This is a genomic window from Prauserella cavernicola, assembly GCF_016595675.1.
GTDB classification, from domain to species: domain Bacteria; phylum Actinomycetota; class Actinomycetes; order Mycobacteriales; family Pseudonocardiaceae; genus Prauserella_A; species Prauserella_A cavernicola.
On the sequence record NZ_JAENJH010000008.1, the window covers coordinates 69830 to 87724 of the forward strand.

The window sequence follows — 17895 nt, forward strand, 5'->3', positions numbered from 1 at the left end:
ACCTCCCGCCCGGACTCTCGACGGACGAAGGAGCGGCAGGCATGGCACTCGAGATGAGCATCTCGGACAGCGGCTCGCCCGCGGCGGGCGCCCCGGGCGCCTCCGGGGCGCCGGACCTCACCCCGGGTGAGCTCATCGGCAACTTCGTCGGCGGCGCCGACACCGCGCCGAGCGGCGACCGCAGGCTGCCGGTGCGCGACCCCGCCACCGGAGCGCAGGTCCGCGAGGTCGGGATGTCCACGGCCGACGACGTGGACGCCGCCGTGGAGGTGGCCAGGGCCGCGCAGCTCGAGTGGGCGGCGATGCCGCTGGCCGCGCGCGTCGCGGTGATGTACGACGTCCGCAACGCCATCCGCGCGCACCTCGACGACCTGGCCCGCCTGATCGTCGAGGAGAACGGCAAGACCCTCGACGACGCCAGGGGCGAGGTCAAGCGCGGCCTGGAGTCGATCGAGTACGCCTGCGGGCTGCCCTCGAACCTGAAGGGCGACTTCAGCGCCGACGTGGCCCGCGGGGTCGACGTGCACTCCACGCGCGAGCCCATCGGCGTCGCCGCGTGCATCACGCCGTTCAACTTCCCGGTCATGGTGCCGCTGTGGATGCTGGCCAACGCCCTCTCGTGCGGCAACGCCGTGCTCGTCAAGCCCTCGGAGAAGGACCCCGGCGCCACCGTGATGCTGGCGAAGATCCTGACCGAGGCCGGAGTCCCCGCCGGCGTGCTCAACGTCGTCAACGGCGACGCCGTGGCCGTGAACGCCCTGCTCGAGCACCCCGGCGTCGACGCGGTCAGCTTCGTCGGCTCCACACCCATCGCCCGGCTGGTGTACGAGAAGGGCACCGCCGCCGGCAAGCGCGTGCAGGCGCTGGGCGGGGCGAAGAACCACCTGGTCGTCACCGCCTCCGCCGACCACGACGCGGCGGCGGCCGCCGCGGTCAGCGCCGCCTACGGCGCGGGCGGGGAACGGTGCATGGCCGTCTCGGTACTGGTCGCCGTGGGCGACGAGGTCGCCGACACGATGATCGACAAGATCCAGTCGCTGGCCGCCGACGTCAAGGTGGGCCCGGGACTCGAGGACGGCATGCACTTCGGCCCGCTCATCACCGAGCAGCACCGGGACAAGGTCGCGGGCTACCTGGCAGCGGGCGCCGAGGCCGGAGCGCGGATCGTCGTCGACGGCAGGGAGCACGACCGCTTCGGCGGTGAGGGCTACTTCATCGGTCCGTCCCTTGTGGACAACGTCACCACCGACATGTCCGTCTACACCGACGAGATCTTCGGTCCGGTACTCGCCGTGGTGCGGGTCGACACCGTCGACGACGCCATGCAGCTCGTGCGCGACAACCCGTTCGGCAACGGCGCCGCGATCTTCACCGGCTCCGGCGCCGAGGCGCGGCGGTTCTCGACCGAGACCAACATCGGCATGATCGGCGTGAACGTCCCGATCCCCGTGCCCGTCGGCTGGTTCTCCTTCGGTGGCTGGAAGTCCTCGCTCTTCGGCGACTCGCACATGTACGGCGACGACGGGGTCCGGTTCTTCACCCGCCAGCGCGTCATCACCACCCGCTGGTGACCGCGCGACCCCGAAGAGACGAAGGAGTCACATGACCGAGCTCATGCGGGCGGCAGTCCTCGTCGACGGATCCGACAAGGTCGCCGTCGAAGAGATCCCGATCCCGGAGCCGAACGCGGGCGAAGTGCTCGTGAAGGTCGCCGCGTGCGGCATCTGCCACAGCGACCTCAGCGTCGTGAAGGGCAACATCCCTTTTCCCCGGCCCGCGGTGATCGGGCACGAGATCTCCGGTGAGGTCGTCGCGCACGGGCCCGGCGTCGCCGACACGGTTCCCGGCCCCGGGACTCCCGTGGTGTCCGCGTTCGTCATGCCCTGCGGGACCTGTGCGCAGTGCGCCCGTGGCCGCGACGACCTGTGCACCAGCTTCTTCGGCGTCAACCGCACTCACGGCACGCTCTACGACGGCACCACCCGCCTGCGCCGCACGGACGGCTCGGAGCTGCGGATGTTCTCGATGTCGGGCATGGCCGAGTACGCGGTGGTGCCCGCGACGGACGTGTTCGCGCTGCCCGCCTCGCTTCCCCTCGTGGAGTCGGCGATCCTCGGATGCGCCACGTTCACGGCCTTCGGCGCGATCCGGCACGGCGCGGACCTGCGCGTCGGCCAGCGGATCGCGGTGTTCGCGGCGGGCGGGGTGGGGCTCAACATCATCCAGCTCGCCAAGGCCCACGGCGCCACGGAGATCGTCGCGGTGGACCTCGCGTCCGACAAGCTCGACGCGGCGGCGAGGGCGGGCGCGACGCACTGCGTCAACGGGCGCGAGACCGACCCGGTCGACGCGATCCGGGACCTCGTGCCCGGCGGCGTGGACGTCGCGTTCGAGGCGCTCGGGCATCCCGAGACCTTCCGGCAGGCGATCAACGCGACCGCCGACGGCGGGCGCATGGTCCCGGTCGGGCTGAGCCTGCGGGACGCCGCCGTGCCGATCAACAAGGTCGTCCGCTCCCGGGTGTCGATCCACGGCTCCTACGGTGCCCGGACCCGGCAGGACATGCCGGACCTGCTCCGTCTCGTCGACGCGGGACACGCCCGTCCCGAGCCGCTGATCACCCGCCGGATCGGGATCGACGAAGTGAACGATACGTTCGCGGCACTGGAACGCGGCGAGATCGTGGGCCGTGCCGTGATGTGCAACCCCTGAGGGCACGAGCCCCGCCGGCCGCGTGGGCGGACGACCTCCGCGCACGCGGCCGGAACCCTTTTCCCGTACGCAGCGTTGCTACCGGACCCCGAGGACACCGATGTCTACCAAGCCGGACAAACACACCCTCGCCGATGTCGAGGCGGGCGGCGCCCGCCGTCGCTCACGCTTCTCGCTCGAGCCACTCGCCGTTCGGTCGGCGTCGTGGGTCGAGAAGTGGTTCCCCGACACCTTCGTCATCGCGCTGCTGGCGATCGTCGTCGTCGGTGTCGCCGCCATCGCCATCGGTTCCACGCCCGCCACCGTGATGTCGTCGTTCGGCAACGGCTTCTGGGACCTCCTGCCCTTCGCGATGCAGATGGCGATCATCATCGTGGGCGGCTACGCGCTCGCCAGCTCCAAGCCGGTGCGCACACTCATCGAGCGACTGGCCGCCAAGCCGGGCACCGCGCGCGGCGCGGTCGCGTTCGTAGCGTTCTGCACGATGGTGTCCTCGTTGCTCAGCTGGGGTTTCTCGCTCATCGTCGGTGGCCTGTTCGCCAGGGCGATGGGACGCAGGAAGGACCTGCGGGTGGACTACCGCGCCGCGTCCGCTGCCGGGTTCATGGGCATCGGCGCGACGTGCCTGCTCGGGCTGTCGTCGGCACCGGCGCTGCTGCACGCCACCCCCGAGAGCGTGCCGCAGACGCTCTACGAGATCTCCGGCTACATCCCGCTCACGCAGACCATGTTCAGCTGGCGCTCGGGCGTGCTGCTGCTGGTGATGGGAACGGTCTCCGTGCTCGTCGCCTACTACACCGCCCCGACGGGCGACCGGATCAAGACCGCGGCCGACCTCGGCGTCGACGTCACCGACGAACCCGCCGACCAGAAGCGGTCCCGGCCGGGCGAATGGCTGGAGTACAGCCCGCTGCTGTCGATCGTCATCGGCGGCGCGATGGCCGTCTGGATCATCGGCAAGGTGATCTCCGAGGGCCCGCTCAGCGCGGTCTCGGACCTCAACTCCTACAACTTCCTGATCCTGACGCTGGCGCTGCTGCTGCACTGGCGCCCCCGGTCGTTCGTGCAGGCCGCATCCAGGGCGACCCCGGCCACCTCCGGTGTGATCATCCAGTTCCCCGTCTACGCCGGGATCGCGGGAATCCTCGTCTCCGCCACCAATGGTGCGGACATGTCCCTGTCGCACTACCTCGCCGAGGCCTTCACCTGGGCCGGGCAGTACATCGGGCTTCCCGTCGTGGTGGGCATCTACTCCATCGTGATGGGCCTGTTCGTCCCGTCCGCGGGCGCGAAGTGGGCTCTCGAGGCGCCGTACGTGTTCGAGGCGGCCACCGAGAGCCAGACGAACTTCGGCTGGCTGGTCCAGGTCTACAGCTCGACGGAGTCGCTGGCGAACCTGATCAACCCGTTCTGGATGCTCCCGCTGCTCGGGCTGGTGGGACTCAAGGCACGCAACATCGTGGGCTACACCCTGATGTACTTCATCGTGCTCGCGCCGGCGACGCTCACGGCCATCTGGGTGCTGTCGATCGGCGTGCCCTGGGTACCACCCGTCTTTCCCTAGCCGGGCCTCACGACCGGCGATCGCCCTGGACATCGGGGCGATCGCCGGTGGCCCGGCGGACCCTGCCCACCAGCCAGCGCAGCAGCGGCCAGGCGATCACCACGGCGATCACCAGATAGACGCCGATCGTCATGGGGCTGGACACGAGCGTCGTGACGTCGCCGTCGCTGATCTGGAGTGCGCGCCGCAGCTGGAGCTCGGCCTCGGGGCCGAGGATCACGCCCATCATCACCGGCAGGATGGGGAACCCGAACTTCCTGAGCACGAAGCCCAGTACACCGATCACCGCGAGCAGTGCGATGTCGATCGCCTGCGTGTTGACCGAGAACGCGCCCAGCACGGCGAAGAACACGATCCCGGCGTAGAGATACGGCCGGGGAATGCGCAACAGCTTCGCCCACGCGGGCGCGAGCGGCAGGTTGAGCAGCAGGAGCAGCGCGTTGCCGATGAACAGGCTCGCGATCAGTGTCCAGACGAGCTCGCTCTCGCTCTGCAACAGCTGTGGACCCGGCGCGATGCCGTAGCTCGTGAAGGCTGCCAGCATGACGGCGGTGGTGGCGCTGGTGGGCAGCCCGAGGGTGAGCATGGAGGTGACCGACCCCGCCGCCGACGAGTTGTTCGCCGCCTCCGGCCCGGCGACACCCTCGATGGCCCCGGTGGTGCCGAACTCCTCAGGATGCTTGCTGAGCTTGCGCTCGGTCACGTACGACAGGAACGTCGGGATCTCCGCTCCCCCGGCCGGGATCGCACCGAACGGGAAGCCGAACACCGTGCCACGAAGCCACGGGCGCCACGACCGCGACAGGTCCCGCCCGCTCAGCCACGGACGTCCCACCGGGATCGCTTCCTCCGGCGCCGTGCGCAGCCGCGAGGCGACCCACAACGCCTCCGTGATCGCGAACATCGCCACCGCGACCAGCACGATGTCGAGACCGTCGATGAGCTGTGGCACGCCGAAGGTCAGCCGTTGCTGGCCGGACTGCGGGTCGAGACCGACCATGCCGATCATCAGCCCGATGCCGAGCGCGGCGAACCCGCGCACGCGCGACGCGCCGAGCACGGCCGTGACCGCGACGAACGCCAGCACCATCACGGACAGGTACTCGGGGGCGCCCATCTGGATGGCGAGCGACGCGATCGGCGACGCCAGCACCACCAGCAACAGCGAGCCGATGGTGCCCGCGATGAACGACCCGATCGCCGCCGTGGCCAGCGCCTGGGCCGCGCGTCCGCTCTTGGCCATCAGGTTGCCCTCGATCGCCGTGACGATCGTGGAGCTCTCACCGGGGGTGTTCAGCAGGATCGACGTCGTCGACCCTCCGTAGGCGCCGCCGTAGTAGATCCCCGCGAACATGATGAACGCGCTGGTCGGGTCGAGCGCGTAGGTCAGCGGGAGCAGGAGTGCGACGGTGAGCGACGTGCCGAGCCCCGGCAGGACGCCGACCGCGGTGCCCAGCAGGACACCGAGCGCGGCGTAGAGCAGGTTGGTCGGCGTCAGGGCCATCGCGAAGCCCTCGGCGAGCTGCTGCCAGACGTCCATCACAACACCCCCTGGAGGATTCCGGCGGGCAACTCGATGCCGAGGCCGCTGTAGAAGAGGTAGAACGAGCCGAGTGCGAGTACCGCCGCGACCACGAGGTCACGGACGTAGTGCCTGCTGCCGAAGGCGTAGACGCACAGGTAGAACATGAGCCCGCCCGCGAGCACCCACCCGGCGACGTCGATGACCACGGCGCACAGCAGGATCGCGCCGATCACCGCCGTCCACGTGCGCCAGTCGGTGGCGTCCACGTCGGACTCCCGAGGCCGCCGCCCGCGCAGTGCCTCGACGGTGAGCACGGCCGCGCACAACAGCAGCACCCCGGCCACCAGCAGCGGCATGGTCTGAGGCCCCACCGGCCCGCGCCGCATGTCGTCGGCGGGCGCCGTCAGCGTGTCCCAGACGAGCAGCCCGCCGAACGCCACCAGCAGCAGCACCACGCTCAGGTCCGACCGGATGCCCGGCCTCGCGCGGTTCACCGCAGCCCCGCATCGGCCAGGATCGACTTCACCAGGCCCTGCTGGCGGTCGAGGAACTCCTCGAACTCCGGCCCCGCCGAGAACGCGTCCTGCTGGCCGTTGCGCTCGAGCACCCGCTGCCATTCCGGAGAACGGTGCAGCTGGTCGAACAGCTCGACCAGGCGGGCCCGCTTGTCCTCCGAGATGCCCGGTGGTGCGACGAACCCGCGCCAGTTCGTGTACGTGAGATCGACGCCCTGTTCACGCAGTGTCGGCGCGTCGAGCTCGGACAGTCGTTGCTCACCTGACACCGCGAGTACACGGATCGAGCCGGAGGCGATCTGGTCGGCCCACTCGGCGTAGCCGGAGGCGGTGAAGGCGACCTTGCCGCCCAGGATCGCGGGCAGGAGCTCGCCCCCGCCGTCGTAGGTCACGAAGTTGACCGTCGTCGGGTCGATCCCGATCGCCTTCGCGAGCAGCATCACCTGCTGGTAGTCGGGCCCGCCGATGGCGCCTCCCGCGGCGGTGATGCCGCGTGGGTCGGCGCGCCAGGCCTCGACGAGGTCGTCCAGTGTCCGGTAGGGCGAGTCGGCCGCGACCGCGATGATCATCGGCTCCTCGAGCACCCGCGCGATCGGCGTGGTGTCGGCCAGCGAGACCGGCGCGTTGTTGGTGACCACGGCGCCCACCACCGCCACGCCCGTGGTCATCACCTTCGCGCGAGAGCCGCCGTCGTTGACGAGCTGTTGCAGGGCAACGGTTCCGCCCGCGCCGGGCTCGTTGACCACCCTCGTCCCCGCGGCGATGTCGTCCTTGCCGAGGACGTCGGCGATCTGCCTGGCCATCGTGTCGTACCCGCCTCCCGGCGAGTTCCCCACCACCATCGTCAGGTTGCGCACGCCGGTCTCCTGCCGCCCCTGCGCGGTGACTCCGCACGCGCTCACGGCAAGGCAGCCGGCGACGGCCAGCACGACTGATCTGGGCAAGCGGCGCATCTCAACCTCTTCGTCTCAATGCCGAGCGCGGCAGTGCGTCCGGCCGCCGTCCGACAGCCGGGGTCGCCCGACATTAGGACAGCGTCAGAGTGAAGACCAGAATCAATCTGTTGAGGCAGAGTTAATTGATGCTTATACCGATTCGCGCACCACGTCGGCCATCACCGACTCCATCGCACGGTAGGCCGGGCTCGGTTCGCGTCCGGCGAGATGCGCCGTGTAGATCTGCCGGGCGGGCACGGTGGCCTCGACCTCGGTGACGATGACGTCCTCGCGCAGCGGCTGGGTCGCCAGGCCCGGGCAGAGCGTGATGCCGAGGCCGCCCGCGATCATCGCCTGGACCTCGGGATAGTCGTTGGCCTCCACGGCGATCCTCGGGGTGAAGCCCGCCGCGCCCGCGCAGCGGGCCAGCAGGTCGCTCGTCGGGTGCCCACCGGCCCTGACCACCCAGGTCTCGTCGGCGAGGTCGGCCAGCGAGACGCGCCGGTGCCCGGCGTAGCGATGCGTCCTCGGCAGCACCAGCACGCTGCGGTCGGACAGCAGCGGCCGGGTCGCCATGCCGGGGTCGTCGACGCGGTTCCACGGGTAGTCCCACGCCAGCGCCATGTCGATCTCGCGCGCCTCGAGCAGCTCCCGCAGCGGCGCACCCCGGCTGTTGCGCAGCACCAGTTCCACGTCGGGGTGCTGCTCGCGGAAGCGGCGGATGACCAGCGGCAGCAACGACGCCGCGAACGTCGGGAACACACCCAGCCGCACCGTTCCCGTCCGCGCGCCCGCCAGGTCGTCGAGGTCGTTGCGCAGCCGCTGCAACTCCCGCTGCACAGCGCGCGCCCTGGCGACCACGAGCCGCCCCGCCTCGGTCAGGAAGACGCCGCGCGGGTGCCGCTCGAGCACCTTCGTCTTGAGCTCGGCCTCGAGCCTGCGGATCTGCTGCGACACCGCCGACTGCGTGTACGACAGCTCCTCGGCCGCGCCGAGCATCGTCCCGTGCCGCACGACCGCCTCGAGCACGAACAATCGGCGCAGATCGATGTCCATGCCTCGAAATTAGCAGAGCTAATATCGCTGTCCACGAATCGGCGCTGGTCTTCAGCTGGGCGCTCCTGTCAGGGTTCGGCTATGCCAACTCGCCCCGTCCCGATCGCCGACGTCCGCCGCCTGTCCCACGAGGCGCTCGCCGCGTCGGGAATCCCCGCCGATGACCGGGATCCGATCGTCGACGTGCTCCTGCTCGCCGACCTGTTCGGCATCCACACCCACGGCGTGCACCGCATTCCGCAGTACCTCTCGCGCATCGCCGCGGGCGGGGTCAACGCGCGGCCGGACATCGCCGTGCGACGACTCGCGCCCGCGCTCGCCACCGTGGACGGGGACAACGGGCTGGGTCCGCTCGTCGGCACCCGCGCGCTGCGCTGCGCGCTGGGGCGCGGCCGCGAGGCCGGAGTCGGCGCCGTGTTCGTCAAGGGCAGCAACCATTTCGGACCCGTGATGCCCTACCTCTACCAGGCCGCCGGCGAGGGCTTCGCCGCGATCATCGCCAGCAACGCCACCACGACGATCGCGCCGTACGGCGGCAGGGCCACGATGGTCGGCAACAACCCGATCGGCATCGGCGTGCCGTGTCCCGGCGGCGACCCGGTGCTCACCGACATCGCGCTCAGCGTCGCGGCGCGGGCGAAGATCCGCGCCGCCAAGGCCGCGGGCGAGGCGATTCCCGAGTCGTGGGCCACCGACGCCGAGGGCGTTCCCACGACCGATCCCGCGGCCGCACTGAACGGGTTCCTCCAGCCCATCGCCGGTCACAAGGGCTACGGGCTCTCGGTGATGATCGACCTGCTCGCGGGAGCGCTGTCCGGGGCCGCGTACCTGGACCGGGTGAGCTCGTGGAGCGAGAACCCGGAACAACCGCAGGACCTCGGGCATTTCTTCATCGTCGTCGACACGGCCCTGCTGGGTTCGGCGGAGGAGCGGGCCGAGCGCGTCAGTGACTTCAGGGCGCGCCTGCTGGCGACGCCTGCCGCGGACCCGGACCGGCCGGTGCAGCTGCCGGGGCAGCGTGAGCTCGAGAACCACCGGCGGCAGTCCGCCGAGGGAGTCGACATCGAGATCGCCGACCTGGAGGCGCTGCGGAACCTGGCCAGGGCGAGCACGAGCTGATCCGGGTCCGGCGCGGCTCGCTAGGCCCCCTCGTCGCCGAGGATGTCGGCCAGGGCGGGTGGCCCGTCCAGCCACTCGGCGCGGTTGCACAACGGGATGAGCCGCACGGCGAGCTGGAACCGGAAGGACTGCTCCGGCGAGGTCACGTCCACCCCGAACAGGTTGGTCGCCTGACGTAGGCGGTTGTCCAGCGTGTTGGGGTGCACGCCGAGCCGCTCGGCGGAGGCCTTGCGGTTCATCCCGAGGGTGAACCACACGTACAGGGTCTTGATCATGTCCAGTCTGCCCCGGCCCGCGCGGTCGGCCTTCAGCTGCTCGCCGAGGACCACGCGGACGAACTCGTCGACCGGCTCGCCCTGCCGGAACAGGTCGAAGAACCGGATGTCCTCGTAGCCGTGCACGGGCTTGCCCGGGTGCAGGATGCCGCCGAGCAGCAGTGCGCGCTCGGCCTCCCGCACCGTCGCGGCGATCTGCGCGGCACCGGCCCGTGGCTCGCCGACCCCGGCGCGCAGGACGTCGGCGTGCGGGCCGGAGGCGGACTGCAGGGCGCGGTGGAGGAGCTCGGAGATCCCCGTGGTGGCCGAGGCGGGGAACAGCACGACCGCACCCCGCGGCAGCACCGCGGCGACCGACGTCGGCGCGGACCGCCGGACGGACTGCAGGACGCCCCACAGCTGCTCGACCGGCACCGCCACCCCGGTGTGCGCACCTGCGATGACCGCGCCGACGTGCGCTCCCGCCGGGTCCAGTCCCAGCTCCCCGACCGCGGCGTCCCGCTCGTCATCGGTGGTGAAGTGGTCCTCCACCAGCGCCCCGAGCGAGAGCCGCGTGCGGTCGTGGCCGGAGGCGAGCAACCGGCGCTGCTCACCGAGGTACGCGTGTTCGCCCGTGGTGCTGATCCAGTCGATGTAGTTCAGGGTCAGATCGGTGAGCGCGTGCTGGTCGAGATCCGGCCTGCGCTCGCTCATCTCCTTCCACATCCGGCGGGCGCCGATGCGGTACGCACGCAGCAGGCTCTCGAGCGTGACGCCCTGCCCGACCCGGCGGCGAGCGGCGTCCGCGAGGCTGGCCAGCTGGGCGGGTGTGGGGCGCTTGTCCTCCAGCACGACGTAGGCGTACAACCTGGCGTTCTGGACGTTCGCGTCCACGACGTCGGCGTAGACCTCGGGAGACAGGGCCGCGTAGTCCGGGTGCTGCGCGCAGATCGTCTCGGTCAGCAGCCTGCCGATCTCCTCCGGATCCTCGAAGCCGCGTTGAGACCCCGTCACAACGAACACCCCGACATTGTTCCCAGATCCCGATGACGCGCCTCGAGCATGGAGCAATACTACAGCGAACGGTCCCGCAACACCGCGTCTGTGGTTTGTGGACATTCCAGGAAACCGAGTGTGGCCCTCGAAAGCTCGATGGCGAGCGCACTTCTGAAGTCTCCACGCCGAAAGGAAGTACAGTGGACAACTCGGGACGGTCAGGAAAGCCCATCAGGCTCAACGCGTTCGTGCAGAACGCCGTCACCCACCAATCCTCCGGGCTCTGGCGCCACCCCGACGACCGAGGCCGCCGCTACACCGACCTCGAACACTGGGTCGAGCTCGCCCGCACCATCGACGAGGCGGACTTTGACTCGCTGTTCATCGCCGACGTGCTCGGCATGTCCGACGTGTACGCCGGTTCGCGGGACGCGGCGCTGGCGAACGGCGTGCAGGTGCCGCAGGGCGATCCGATGATGGCCGTCTCGGCCATGGCGGCCGCCACGCGCGGCCTCGGCTTCGGGATCACGGCCTCGGTCAGCTACGAACATCCGTTCAGTCTCGCCAGGCGCTTCACCACGCTCGACCACCTGACCAAGGGCCGGGTCGGCTGGAACGTCGTCACCGGCTACCTCACGAGCGCCGCCGAGAACCTGGGCCTGACCCGGCTGCCGCACGACGAGCGCTACGCACTGGCCGAGGAGCACCTCGAGGTCTGCTACAAGCTGTGGGAGGGCTCCTGGGAGGACGACGCGGTCGTCGACGACCCGGAGCGCGGGCTGTTCACCGATCCGTCCAAAGTGCACGACATCGACCACGAGGGCACGTACTTCACGGTTCCCGGGGCGTTCCTGTGCGAGCCCTCGCCACAGCGCACACCCACGCTGTTCCAGGCAGGGGCGTCGTCGTCGGGGCTGAGCTTCGCGGGCAGGCACGCCGAGGCGGTGTTCGTGTCGGGCCCGTCGACCGGGGTGCTGGCCCGCAACATCGCCAAGCTGCGGGAGCAGATCGAGGCCGCCGGACGCGATCCCCACTCGGTCGTCGTCTACGCCCAGCTGACGCCGATCGTCGCCGAGACCGACGCGCTCGCCGAGGCGAAGTACCGGTCGTACCTGGACCTGGCCTCGCGCGAGGCCGCGCTGTCGCTGTTCGGCGGCTGGACCGGCCTCGACCTGGCCGGCGTGCCCTCCGACCAGCCGCTGCGCTACGCCGAGACCGACGCGGGCCGCTCGGCGCTGGCCGTGTTCACCTCCGACGACCCCGACCGCGACTGGACCACGGCCGACATCGCCGAGCACCTCGCCGTCGGCGGCCGCGGACCGGTGGCCGTCGGCGGGCCCGAGCGCGTCGCCGACGAGATGGAGCGCTGGATCGACGAGACGGGCGCGGACGGCTTCAACCTGGCCTTCGCGGTGACGCCGGGGACCTTCGCCGACGTCGCCGAGTACGTGGTGCCGGAGCTGCGCCGCCGCGGCCGGGCCGTGGCTCCCGACCGGGGCCCGACGCTGCGGGAACGCCTGGGCGGGACCGGTCCTCGGCTCCCGAAGGACCACGTCGGCTCGACCTACCACCGCTGAACGACCACGGGCTCCGGACGGTGACCACCGTCCGGAGCCCGGGTGCGCGATCACGCGGCGCGGTCAGTCGAGCTGCGACGTCCAGGTCGTGCAGGTGCCGGTCAGTGCCACGGCACCGTCGGGCCGGGTGATCGAGACCTCGAGCTTGCAGATCGGCTTGTCGTCGCGCACCTCGAGCACCGTCACCTCACCGATGACGGTCTCGTCGAAGTAGATCGGGTTCTTCAGCTTCCAGTCGAGCTGGAGGAAGACCGTGCCAGGACCCGGCAGATCGGTGCCCGCGATTCCGTGCAGGATCGCCTGCATCAGCCCTCCGTGGCCGACCCGCCTGCCGAACAGCGACTTCTCGGCCGCGGCGTCGTCGAAGTGCAACGGGTTGTAGTCCTCGCTGATCCGCGCCCACGCCTCGGTGTCCTCCATGGTGAGGGTGTACGGACGAGTGGCGACGTCCCCCACCTTCGGCTTGCCCTTGCGCGTGCGAGCCCAGGGATCGGTGGACTGTGCCTCGCTCATGCTCGTGTGCCTCCTCGCAACCGGTCGTTCGAGGAATTGTCGAAAAACCCGCGTGCCACGACAAGGGCGAATCGCGCACACCGGGCTGCAGTAATGCCCGCGCCGAGACCAGCAGGCCTGGGTGAGCGTGCAGATGTGCAGAGCGACGGGCGCAACTGTGCCTTCCCCGGGCGCGCACGCCCGACCTACCGTGAACCCGCACCGTCCTCTTCGTACTGGGAGGCCCGAACGATGAAGATCGTGGCCCGTCACCGAGTCATCTCCGAACCGGACGCCGACACCGCGGCCGCCTCGGCGCTGGGGCGGTTCGCCACCCGGCTCGGCTTCGGTCTCGGCGAATACGACGCGCTCTGGCGCTGGTCGGTGTCGGCTCCCGCGGACTTCTGGCGGGCGGCGGCCGAGTTCACCGACCTGCCCGTCGACCTCGGCCCCGTCGACGACAACGGCGCCGCCGACATGGCAGGGCGCCGGTTCTTCCCCGAGGGCAGGGTCAACGTCGCGGCCGCACTGCTGTCGGGCGGGCCCGGGGACACCGCGGTGTTCGAGGCGGGCGCCGAGGGCGTGCGCGGCCGCACCACCTACGCCGAGCTGAAGGCCGAGACCGAGGCCGTGGCCGCGTGGCTGCGCGCCACCGGGGTCGGACCGGGCTCGGTCGTGGCGACCATCGCGCCGAACGGCAAGCCCGCGCTCGTGTCGTTTCTCGCCACCCTCGCGGTGGGCGCGACGTGGACGTCCTGCTCCCCCGACTTCTCGGCGGACGCGGTGCTCGACCGCATCGGCCAGGTGTCACCGGCGGTGCTGTTCGCCCCCACTCGCTACCGGTACAACGGCCGCGACCACGACTACCGCGACCGCGTGGCCGACCTGGCCTCGGCGCTCGGCTCGCTGCGCGGGGTGGTGCTGCTCGCCGACGAGAGCACCGGCCCCGGGCTCGACCTGGGCGTCCCGACCGTCGACTACGCGACGCTCGCGGCGGGCGAGCTGCCGCGGAGCACCGGTTTCACCTGGGACACCCACCCGTTCGACACGCCCGCGCTGGTGATGTATAGCTCCGGGACCACGGGCAAACCGAAGGCGATCGTCCACTCCGGTGGCGGGATCCTGCTGAAGCTCACGATGGAGCACGCGTTCCACACCGACCTGCACCGTCAGGACGTGACCCTGTGGTTCACCAACATCGCCTGGATGATGTTCCACTGGCTGGCGCTGACCCTCGTGCGGGGCGGCGCGATCGTCCTCTACGACGACGCCGCGATCCCGCGGGTCGACGGGCGGCCCGACCACGGCGTGCTCTGGCGGCTCGCGCAGGAGTGCGGCGTCACCGCCTTCGGCACCAGTCCCAGCTACCTCGCGGCGCTGCAGTCGGCGGGGTACCGGCCCGGCGAGCACCACGACCTCTCCGCCATCAGGACTTTCCTGAGCTCAGGCGCCCCGTTGAGCGCCGACCAGTTCGAGTGGGTCCACGCCCAGGTGCCCGCCGCGCGGCTGTCGCCGATCTCCGGCGGCACGGAACTGCTCTCGTCGTTTCTCGGCGGGTCACCGCTGCACCCGGTCCGCGCTGGTGAGATGAGCTGCCGGATCCTCGGCCAGGCCGTCGACGTGCTCGACGAGAAGGGCTCGTCGGTGGTCGGGGTGCCCGGTGAGCTCGTCTGCACGCGGCCGTTCCCGTCGATGCCGCTGACGTTCGTCGGCGAGGGCGGCGACGAGCGGTACCGGCAGGCGTACTTCGAGGCCTACGACGGGATCTGGACGCACGGCGACCTCGCCGAGATGACCCTGTCCGGCGGCGTGATCATCCACGGCCGCTCCGACAACACGCTCAACCCGCAGGGCGTCCGGATCGGCACGGCCGAGGTCTACCGGCCGCTGGAGTCGGTGCCGGAGATCAGCGACTCGGTGGTCTTCGGCCTGAAGCACGGTGGCGACGAGCGGATCGTGCTGTGCGTCGTCCTGCAGGACGGCCTGGTGCTCGACGACGAGCTCGCCACGAAGATCCGCGCGACGATCCGGGGGCAGGCCTCTCCCCGGCACGTGCCTGCCGAGATCCACCAGGTGAGCGCGATCCCCTACACCCTCAACGGAAAACGCGTGGAGGGCGCGGCCAGGAAGGCGGCCTCCGGCGAGGACCTCAGCCGCTTCACGTCGCTGGCGAACCCGGAATGCCTCCGGGAGTTCGCCGGCCTCGGAGGCACCCGACTCGACGACGGAAAGGTGCCGGCATGACCGCCGCGTACGTACTCGGTGGTCTGCGCACCCCCTACGGTCGCTACAACGGCGCGCTCGCCGGGTACGACACCATGGCGCTGGCCGGGACGTCGCTGCGCGCGCTGCGGGAACGCCATCCCGGGGTCAGCGACGCCGACGGCGCCCTGTTCGCCATGGTCATGCAGGCGGGCCACGGGCCGAACCCGGCCAGGACCGCGCTCTACCGCTCCGGCCTCGGTGCCGAGATCCCGGCGACCACGCTCAACAACGCCTGCCTCGCGGGCGTCGACTCCGTCGTGGACGCCACCCGCCGGGTGGAGCGCGACGAGGGCCACCTCTACCTGGTGGGCGGCTTCGACTCGTCGTCGCGCGCGGCGCAGGTCGCGCCTCCCGGTGAGCAACCGAGGTCGGCGCTGGAGCACGACTCGCTGCTCGACCACATCTCCGGGCTGTCGATGGCCGAGCTGTCGGACCGGCGCAACACCGCACTGGACATCGCCCGCGAGGAGCAGGACGCGTGGGCGGTCGAGTCCCACCTGCGCGCGAGCCGCGCGGACCTCGCCTCCACCGGTGAGCTCGCCCCGCTGCCCCGCTGGAGCGACCCCGCCTCGGGTCCGGAGCAGGATGTCCTGGCCACCGACGAGGGCATCCGGCCGAACTCGGACCCGGACAAGCTCGCCTCGCTCACGCCGCTGTTCGAGGGCGGCACGATCACGGCGGGCAACGCCTCGCAGATCTCCGACGGAGCGGCCGTGGGCCTGGTCGGCACCCTCGCCGCGGCCGAACGGCACTCGCTGCGGCCGCTCGCGCGCATCGCGGGCTGGGGCTACTCGGCCGGGCCGACGAGCTCACTGCACGAACAGCCGGGCAACGCGACCAGGGACCTGCTGAAGCGCACCGGCCTCGACGTCGCCGACATCGACCTCTTCGAGATCAACGAGGCGTTCGCGGGCGTGGTGATCCACGCGTGCCGCGAGCTGGGGATCTCCGCGGACCGCGTGAACCCCAACGGCGGCGCGATCGCGCTCGGTCACCCCTACGGCGGTACCGGCTTCCGACTGGTCCTCACCTGCGCGCTCGAACTGCGGCGACGCGGCCTGCGCCGAGGCGTGGCGACGCTGTGCGGCGGAGGTGGTCAGGGCATCGCTGTTCTTCTCGACCAAGATCTCTAGACTCGAAGCACGACAACGGCGTAGGGAGAACGTGTGACGATCACGCTCGAGCAGGCCAACACCATCATCGGCGCCGCACTCGACCACGGGGGCAAGGCGGGGTTCAACCCGCTCACGGTCGCCGTGCTCGACCCCGGAGGTGCGGTCGTGGCGCTGGCCAGGCAGGACGGCTCGGGTTTCGCCCGGCCGGACGTCGCGACCGGCAAGGCCTACGGCGTCCTCGCACTGGGCATGACCAACCGGCAGATCGCCGCACGCGCCGCGGACTCGCCGGAGTTCTTCACCTCCGTCGCCGCGCTGGCCGGCGGCAAGATCTTCACCGTCCCCGGCGGCGTGCTGGTCCGCTCGGCCTCGGGTGAGCTGCTGGGCGCCGTGGGCATCAGCGGCGACGCGTCGCTGAACGACGAGGCCGCCGCGGTGGCGGGCATCGAGGCGGCGGGCCTGACGGCGGTCACCGGCGCGGAGTAGGCATCGGCGGTTCCGGAACCGGTCTCAGCGCCGGTTCCGGCGGCTGACCCGAATCGCCATCCCGGCGTCGCCGAATGATCTCCGCGGCGACGCGCCCAGCGCGATCGACAACGTCGAGAGCCCGGACCACAGCACGACGCAGACGATCATTATCACCGTCAGCGGCTCGACGCGGCGTCCTGGCAGTCGGTGACCGGACCACGCGCGCACCTTTCCCGGCGCGACGATCACTGTGCGTCGCGAATTGTGTTGGGGCGTAACGATTCCGCCCCAGTCTGTCGCGCGCGGGTAGGCTGTCGGTGATCACGACAAGATCATCGGGCGCGGCCGCGGGGAGTGAAGCATGGAGCTAACCAAGGTCCACCCCGAGTTGCGCCGGGCCGTCCGGCGGGTTCCCGCGCTCCCGATGCGCTGGAGCTGGCTACGTCGCCTGTCCCGGGCCATGCTGCGCCGGTTCCTTCCCGACACCGCGATCGACGGCGTGCGGTTCCAGGACGTCGACGCGGACGGCCGCACCGTCCGCGTCTACCGGCCGGAGTCCGGCGCTTCCGGGGCCGGGCTCCTCTGGATCCACGGCGGCGGTTACGTCGCGGGTCTGCACACCCAGGACCACAGGTTCTGCGCCGTCACCGCACGGGAACTGGGCATGGTCGTGGTCTCCGTCGACTACCGCGTGGCCCCGGACGATCCGTTCCCCGCGGCCATCGACGACTGCACCGCGGCGTGGGACTGGTTCCAGCGCTCGTACGCGGAACTCGGCGTGGATCCGGCGCGGATCGCGATCGGTGGCCAGAGCGCGGGTGGCGGACTGGCCGCCTGCCTGGCCCACCGCATCCACGACCGGGGCGGGATCCAACCGTGCGCCCAGCTCCTGTTCTGCCCGATGCTCGACGACCGGACGGCCGCCAGAACCGAACTCGACGACCTGCGGCACTGGATCTGGAGCAACCCCGACAACCGATTCGGCTGGTCGGCCTACCTCGGCCACGAACCCGGGCGGCCCACCGCGCCACACGCGGCGGCCGCCCGACGCGAGAACCTCGCGGGCCTTCCGACGGCCTGGATCGGGGTCGGTGACATCGATCTGTTCCACGCGGAGGACACCGACTACGCCCAGCGACTGCGCGACGCGGGCGTCGACTGCGACCTCGACATCGTCGCCGGGGCGCCGCACGGGTTCGAGTCGTGGGCGCCCAGGACCTCCGTCGCACAGGACTACGTCCGGCGAGCACGGGACTGGCTCGGCCGGGCCACGGTCAGGATCACCTAGCCGCCGCCCGCTGT

General features: G+C 70.9%; 15 protein-coding genes. 9 read left to right on the forward strand and 6 right to left on the reverse strand.

Features of this window, described 5'->3' with window-relative positions; all coding sequences use genetic code 11:
* The first annotated feature begins 41 nt into the window (after positions 1-41).
* The 3 genes from JHE00_RS26105 to JHE00_RS26115 all read left to right on the forward strand — a co-directional run bounded on the left by JHE00_RS26105 (position 42) and on the right by JHE00_RS26115 (position 4276).
* Positions 42-1571, forward strand: a complete 1530-nt coding sequence (locus tag JHE00_RS26105; RefSeq protein WP_230425003.1) for a CoA-acylating methylmalonate-semialdehyde dehydrogenase — start codon at positions 42-44, stop codon at positions 1569-1571.
* Positions 1572-1602: 31 nt separating this feature from the next.
* Entirely contained in the window at positions 1603-2712 is a 1110-nt protein-coding gene (locus JHE00_RS26110; protein ID WP_200322896.1) for a zinc-binding dehydrogenase, read from the forward strand.
* A gap of 100 nt (positions 2713-2812) precedes the next feature.
* Positions 2813-4276: a short-chain fatty acid transporter gene (locus JHE00_RS26115; RefSeq protein ID WP_200322898.1), complete on the forward strand. Its 1464-nt coding sequence runs from the start codon at positions 2813-2815 to the stop codon at positions 4274-4276.
* Positions 4277-4283: 7 nt separating this feature from the next.
* On the opposite strand, the gene JHE00_RS26120 is transcribed toward JHE00_RS26115, so the two are convergent.
* From JHE00_RS26120 to JHE00_RS26135, 4 genes are all read right to left on the reverse strand, one after another.
* Complete coding sequence (locus JHE00_RS26120) at positions 4284-5816, reverse strand: tripartite tricarboxylate transporter permease (protein WP_200322905.1); 1533 nt, start codon at positions 5814-5816, stop codon at positions 4284-4286.
* Positions 5816-6295 (reverse strand): tripartite tricarboxylate transporter TctB family protein, encoded by a 480-nt coding sequence (locus JHE00_RS26125; RefSeq protein WP_200322907.1) that lies wholly within the window; start codon positions 6293-6295, stop codon positions 5816-5818. The genes JHE00_RS26120 and JHE00_RS26125 overlap by 1 nt, the downstream gene beginning before the upstream one ends.
* Positions 6292-7260, reverse strand: coding sequence for a Bug family tripartite tricarboxylate transporter substrate binding protein (locus JHE00_RS26130; RefSeq protein ID WP_230425004.1), 969 nt, complete (start codon positions 7258-7260; stop codon positions 6292-6294). Before JHE00_RS26130 ends, JHE00_RS26125 begins: the two co-directional genes overlap by 4 nt.
* A 141-nt stretch (positions 7261-7401) precedes the next feature.
* On the reverse strand, positions 7402-8307 hold the full coding sequence (locus JHE00_RS26135; RefSeq protein ID WP_200322911.1) for a LysR family transcriptional regulator: 906 nt from the start codon (positions 8305-8307) through the stop codon (positions 7402-7404).
* 81 nt (positions 8308-8388) lie between these two features.
* Between JHE00_RS26135 and JHE00_RS26140 the strand changes: the two genes are divergently transcribed.
* Positions 8389-9426 (forward strand): Ldh family oxidoreductase, encoded by a 1038-nt coding sequence (locus tag JHE00_RS26140; RefSeq protein WP_200322913.1) that lies wholly within the window; start codon positions 8389-8391, stop codon positions 9424-9426.
* A gap of 20 nt (positions 9427-9446) precedes the next feature.
* On the opposite strand, the gene JHE00_RS26145 is transcribed toward JHE00_RS26140, so the two are convergent.
* Positions 9447-10694, reverse strand: coding sequence for a PucR family transcriptional regulator (locus tag JHE00_RS26145; RefSeq protein ID WP_200322915.1), 1248 nt, complete (start codon positions 10692-10694; stop codon positions 9447-9449).
* Positions 10695-10876: 182 nt separating this feature from the next.
* Between JHE00_RS26145 and JHE00_RS26150 the strand changes: the two genes are divergently transcribed.
* Positions 10877-12253, forward strand: coding sequence for an LLM class flavin-dependent oxidoreductase (locus JHE00_RS26150; protein WP_307832114.1), 1377 nt, complete (start codon positions 10877-10879; stop codon positions 12251-12253).
* 63 nt (positions 12254-12316) lie between these two features.
* Here the strand turns inward: JHE00_RS26150 and JHE00_RS26155 are convergent, their stop codons facing one another.
* Positions 12317-12766, reverse strand: coding sequence for a MaoC family dehydratase (locus JHE00_RS26155; protein ID WP_200322919.1), 450 nt, complete (start codon positions 12764-12766; stop codon positions 12317-12319).
* A 240-nt stretch (positions 12767-13006) separates the two neighbouring features.
* Here JHE00_RS26155 and JHE00_RS26160 point away from each other — a divergent pair, with 240 nt between their 5' ends.
* From JHE00_RS26160 to JHE00_RS26175, 4 genes are all read left to right on the forward strand, one after another.
* The gene (locus JHE00_RS26160; protein ID WP_200322921.1) at positions 13007-14989 is read left to right on the forward strand and encodes an acetoacetate--CoA ligase; all 1983 of its coding nucleotides are present in this window, start codon (positions 13007-13009) and stop codon (positions 14987-14989) included.
* Positions 14986-16143 carry a thiolase family protein gene (locus JHE00_RS26165; RefSeq protein ID WP_200322923.1) on the forward strand — a complete coding sequence of 386 codons (1158 nt, stop codon included), beginning with the start codon at positions 14986-14988 and terminating at the stop codon, positions 16141-16143. Before JHE00_RS26160 ends, JHE00_RS26165 begins: the two co-directional genes overlap by 4 nt.
* 33 nt (positions 16144-16176) lie before the next feature.
* A complete protein-coding gene (locus tag JHE00_RS26170; RefSeq protein ID WP_200322925.1) occupies positions 16177-16611 on the forward strand; it encodes a GlcG/HbpS family heme-binding protein in 435 nt (144 codons plus the stop codon).
* A 343-nt stretch (positions 16612-16954) separates the two neighbouring features.
* Entirely contained in the window at positions 16955-17881 is a 927-nt protein-coding gene (locus JHE00_RS26175) for an alpha/beta hydrolase (RefSeq protein ID WP_200322927.1), read from the forward strand.
* Positions 17882-17895: the final 14 nt, after the last annotated feature.

Excerpts from the sequence above, each read along its gene's own strand:
- JHE00_RS26105 (WP_230425003.1), top strand. The coding sequence starts at position 42 with ATGGCACTCGAGATGAGCATCTCGGACAGCGGCTCGCCCGCGGCGGGC.
- JHE00_RS26175 (WP_200322927.1), top strand. The coding sequence starts at position 16,955 with ATGGAGCTAACCAAGGTCCACCCCGAGTTGCGCCGGGCCGTCCGGCGG.
- JHE00_RS26120 (WP_200322905.1), bottom strand. The coding sequence starts at position 5,816 with ATGGACGTCTGGCAGCAGCTCGCCGAGGGCTTCGCGATGGCCCTGACG.
- JHE00_RS26155 (WP_200322919.1), bottom strand. The coding sequence starts at position 12,766 with ATGAGCGAGGCACAGTCCACCGATCCCTGGGCTCGCACGCGCAAGGGC.
- JHE00_RS26110 (WP_200322896.1), top strand. The coding sequence starts at position 1,603 with ATGACCGAGCTCATGCGGGCGGCAGTCCTCGTCGACGGATCCGACAAG.
- JHE00_RS26140 (WP_200322913.1), top strand. The coding sequence starts at position 8,389 with ATGCCAACTCGCCCCGTCCCGATCGCCGACGTCCGCCGCCTGTCCCAC.
- JHE00_RS26135 (WP_200322911.1), bottom strand. The coding sequence starts at position 8,307 with ATGGACATCGATCTGCGCCGATTGTTCGTGCTCGAGGCGGTCGTGCGG.
- JHE00_RS26165 (WP_200322923.1), top strand. The coding sequence starts at position 14,986 with ATGACCGCCGCGTACGTACTCGGTGGTCTGCGCACCCCCTACGGTCGC.
- JHE00_RS26115 (WP_200322898.1), top strand. The coding sequence starts at position 2,813 with ATGTCTACCAAGCCGGACAAACACACCCTCGCCGATGTCGAGGCGGGC.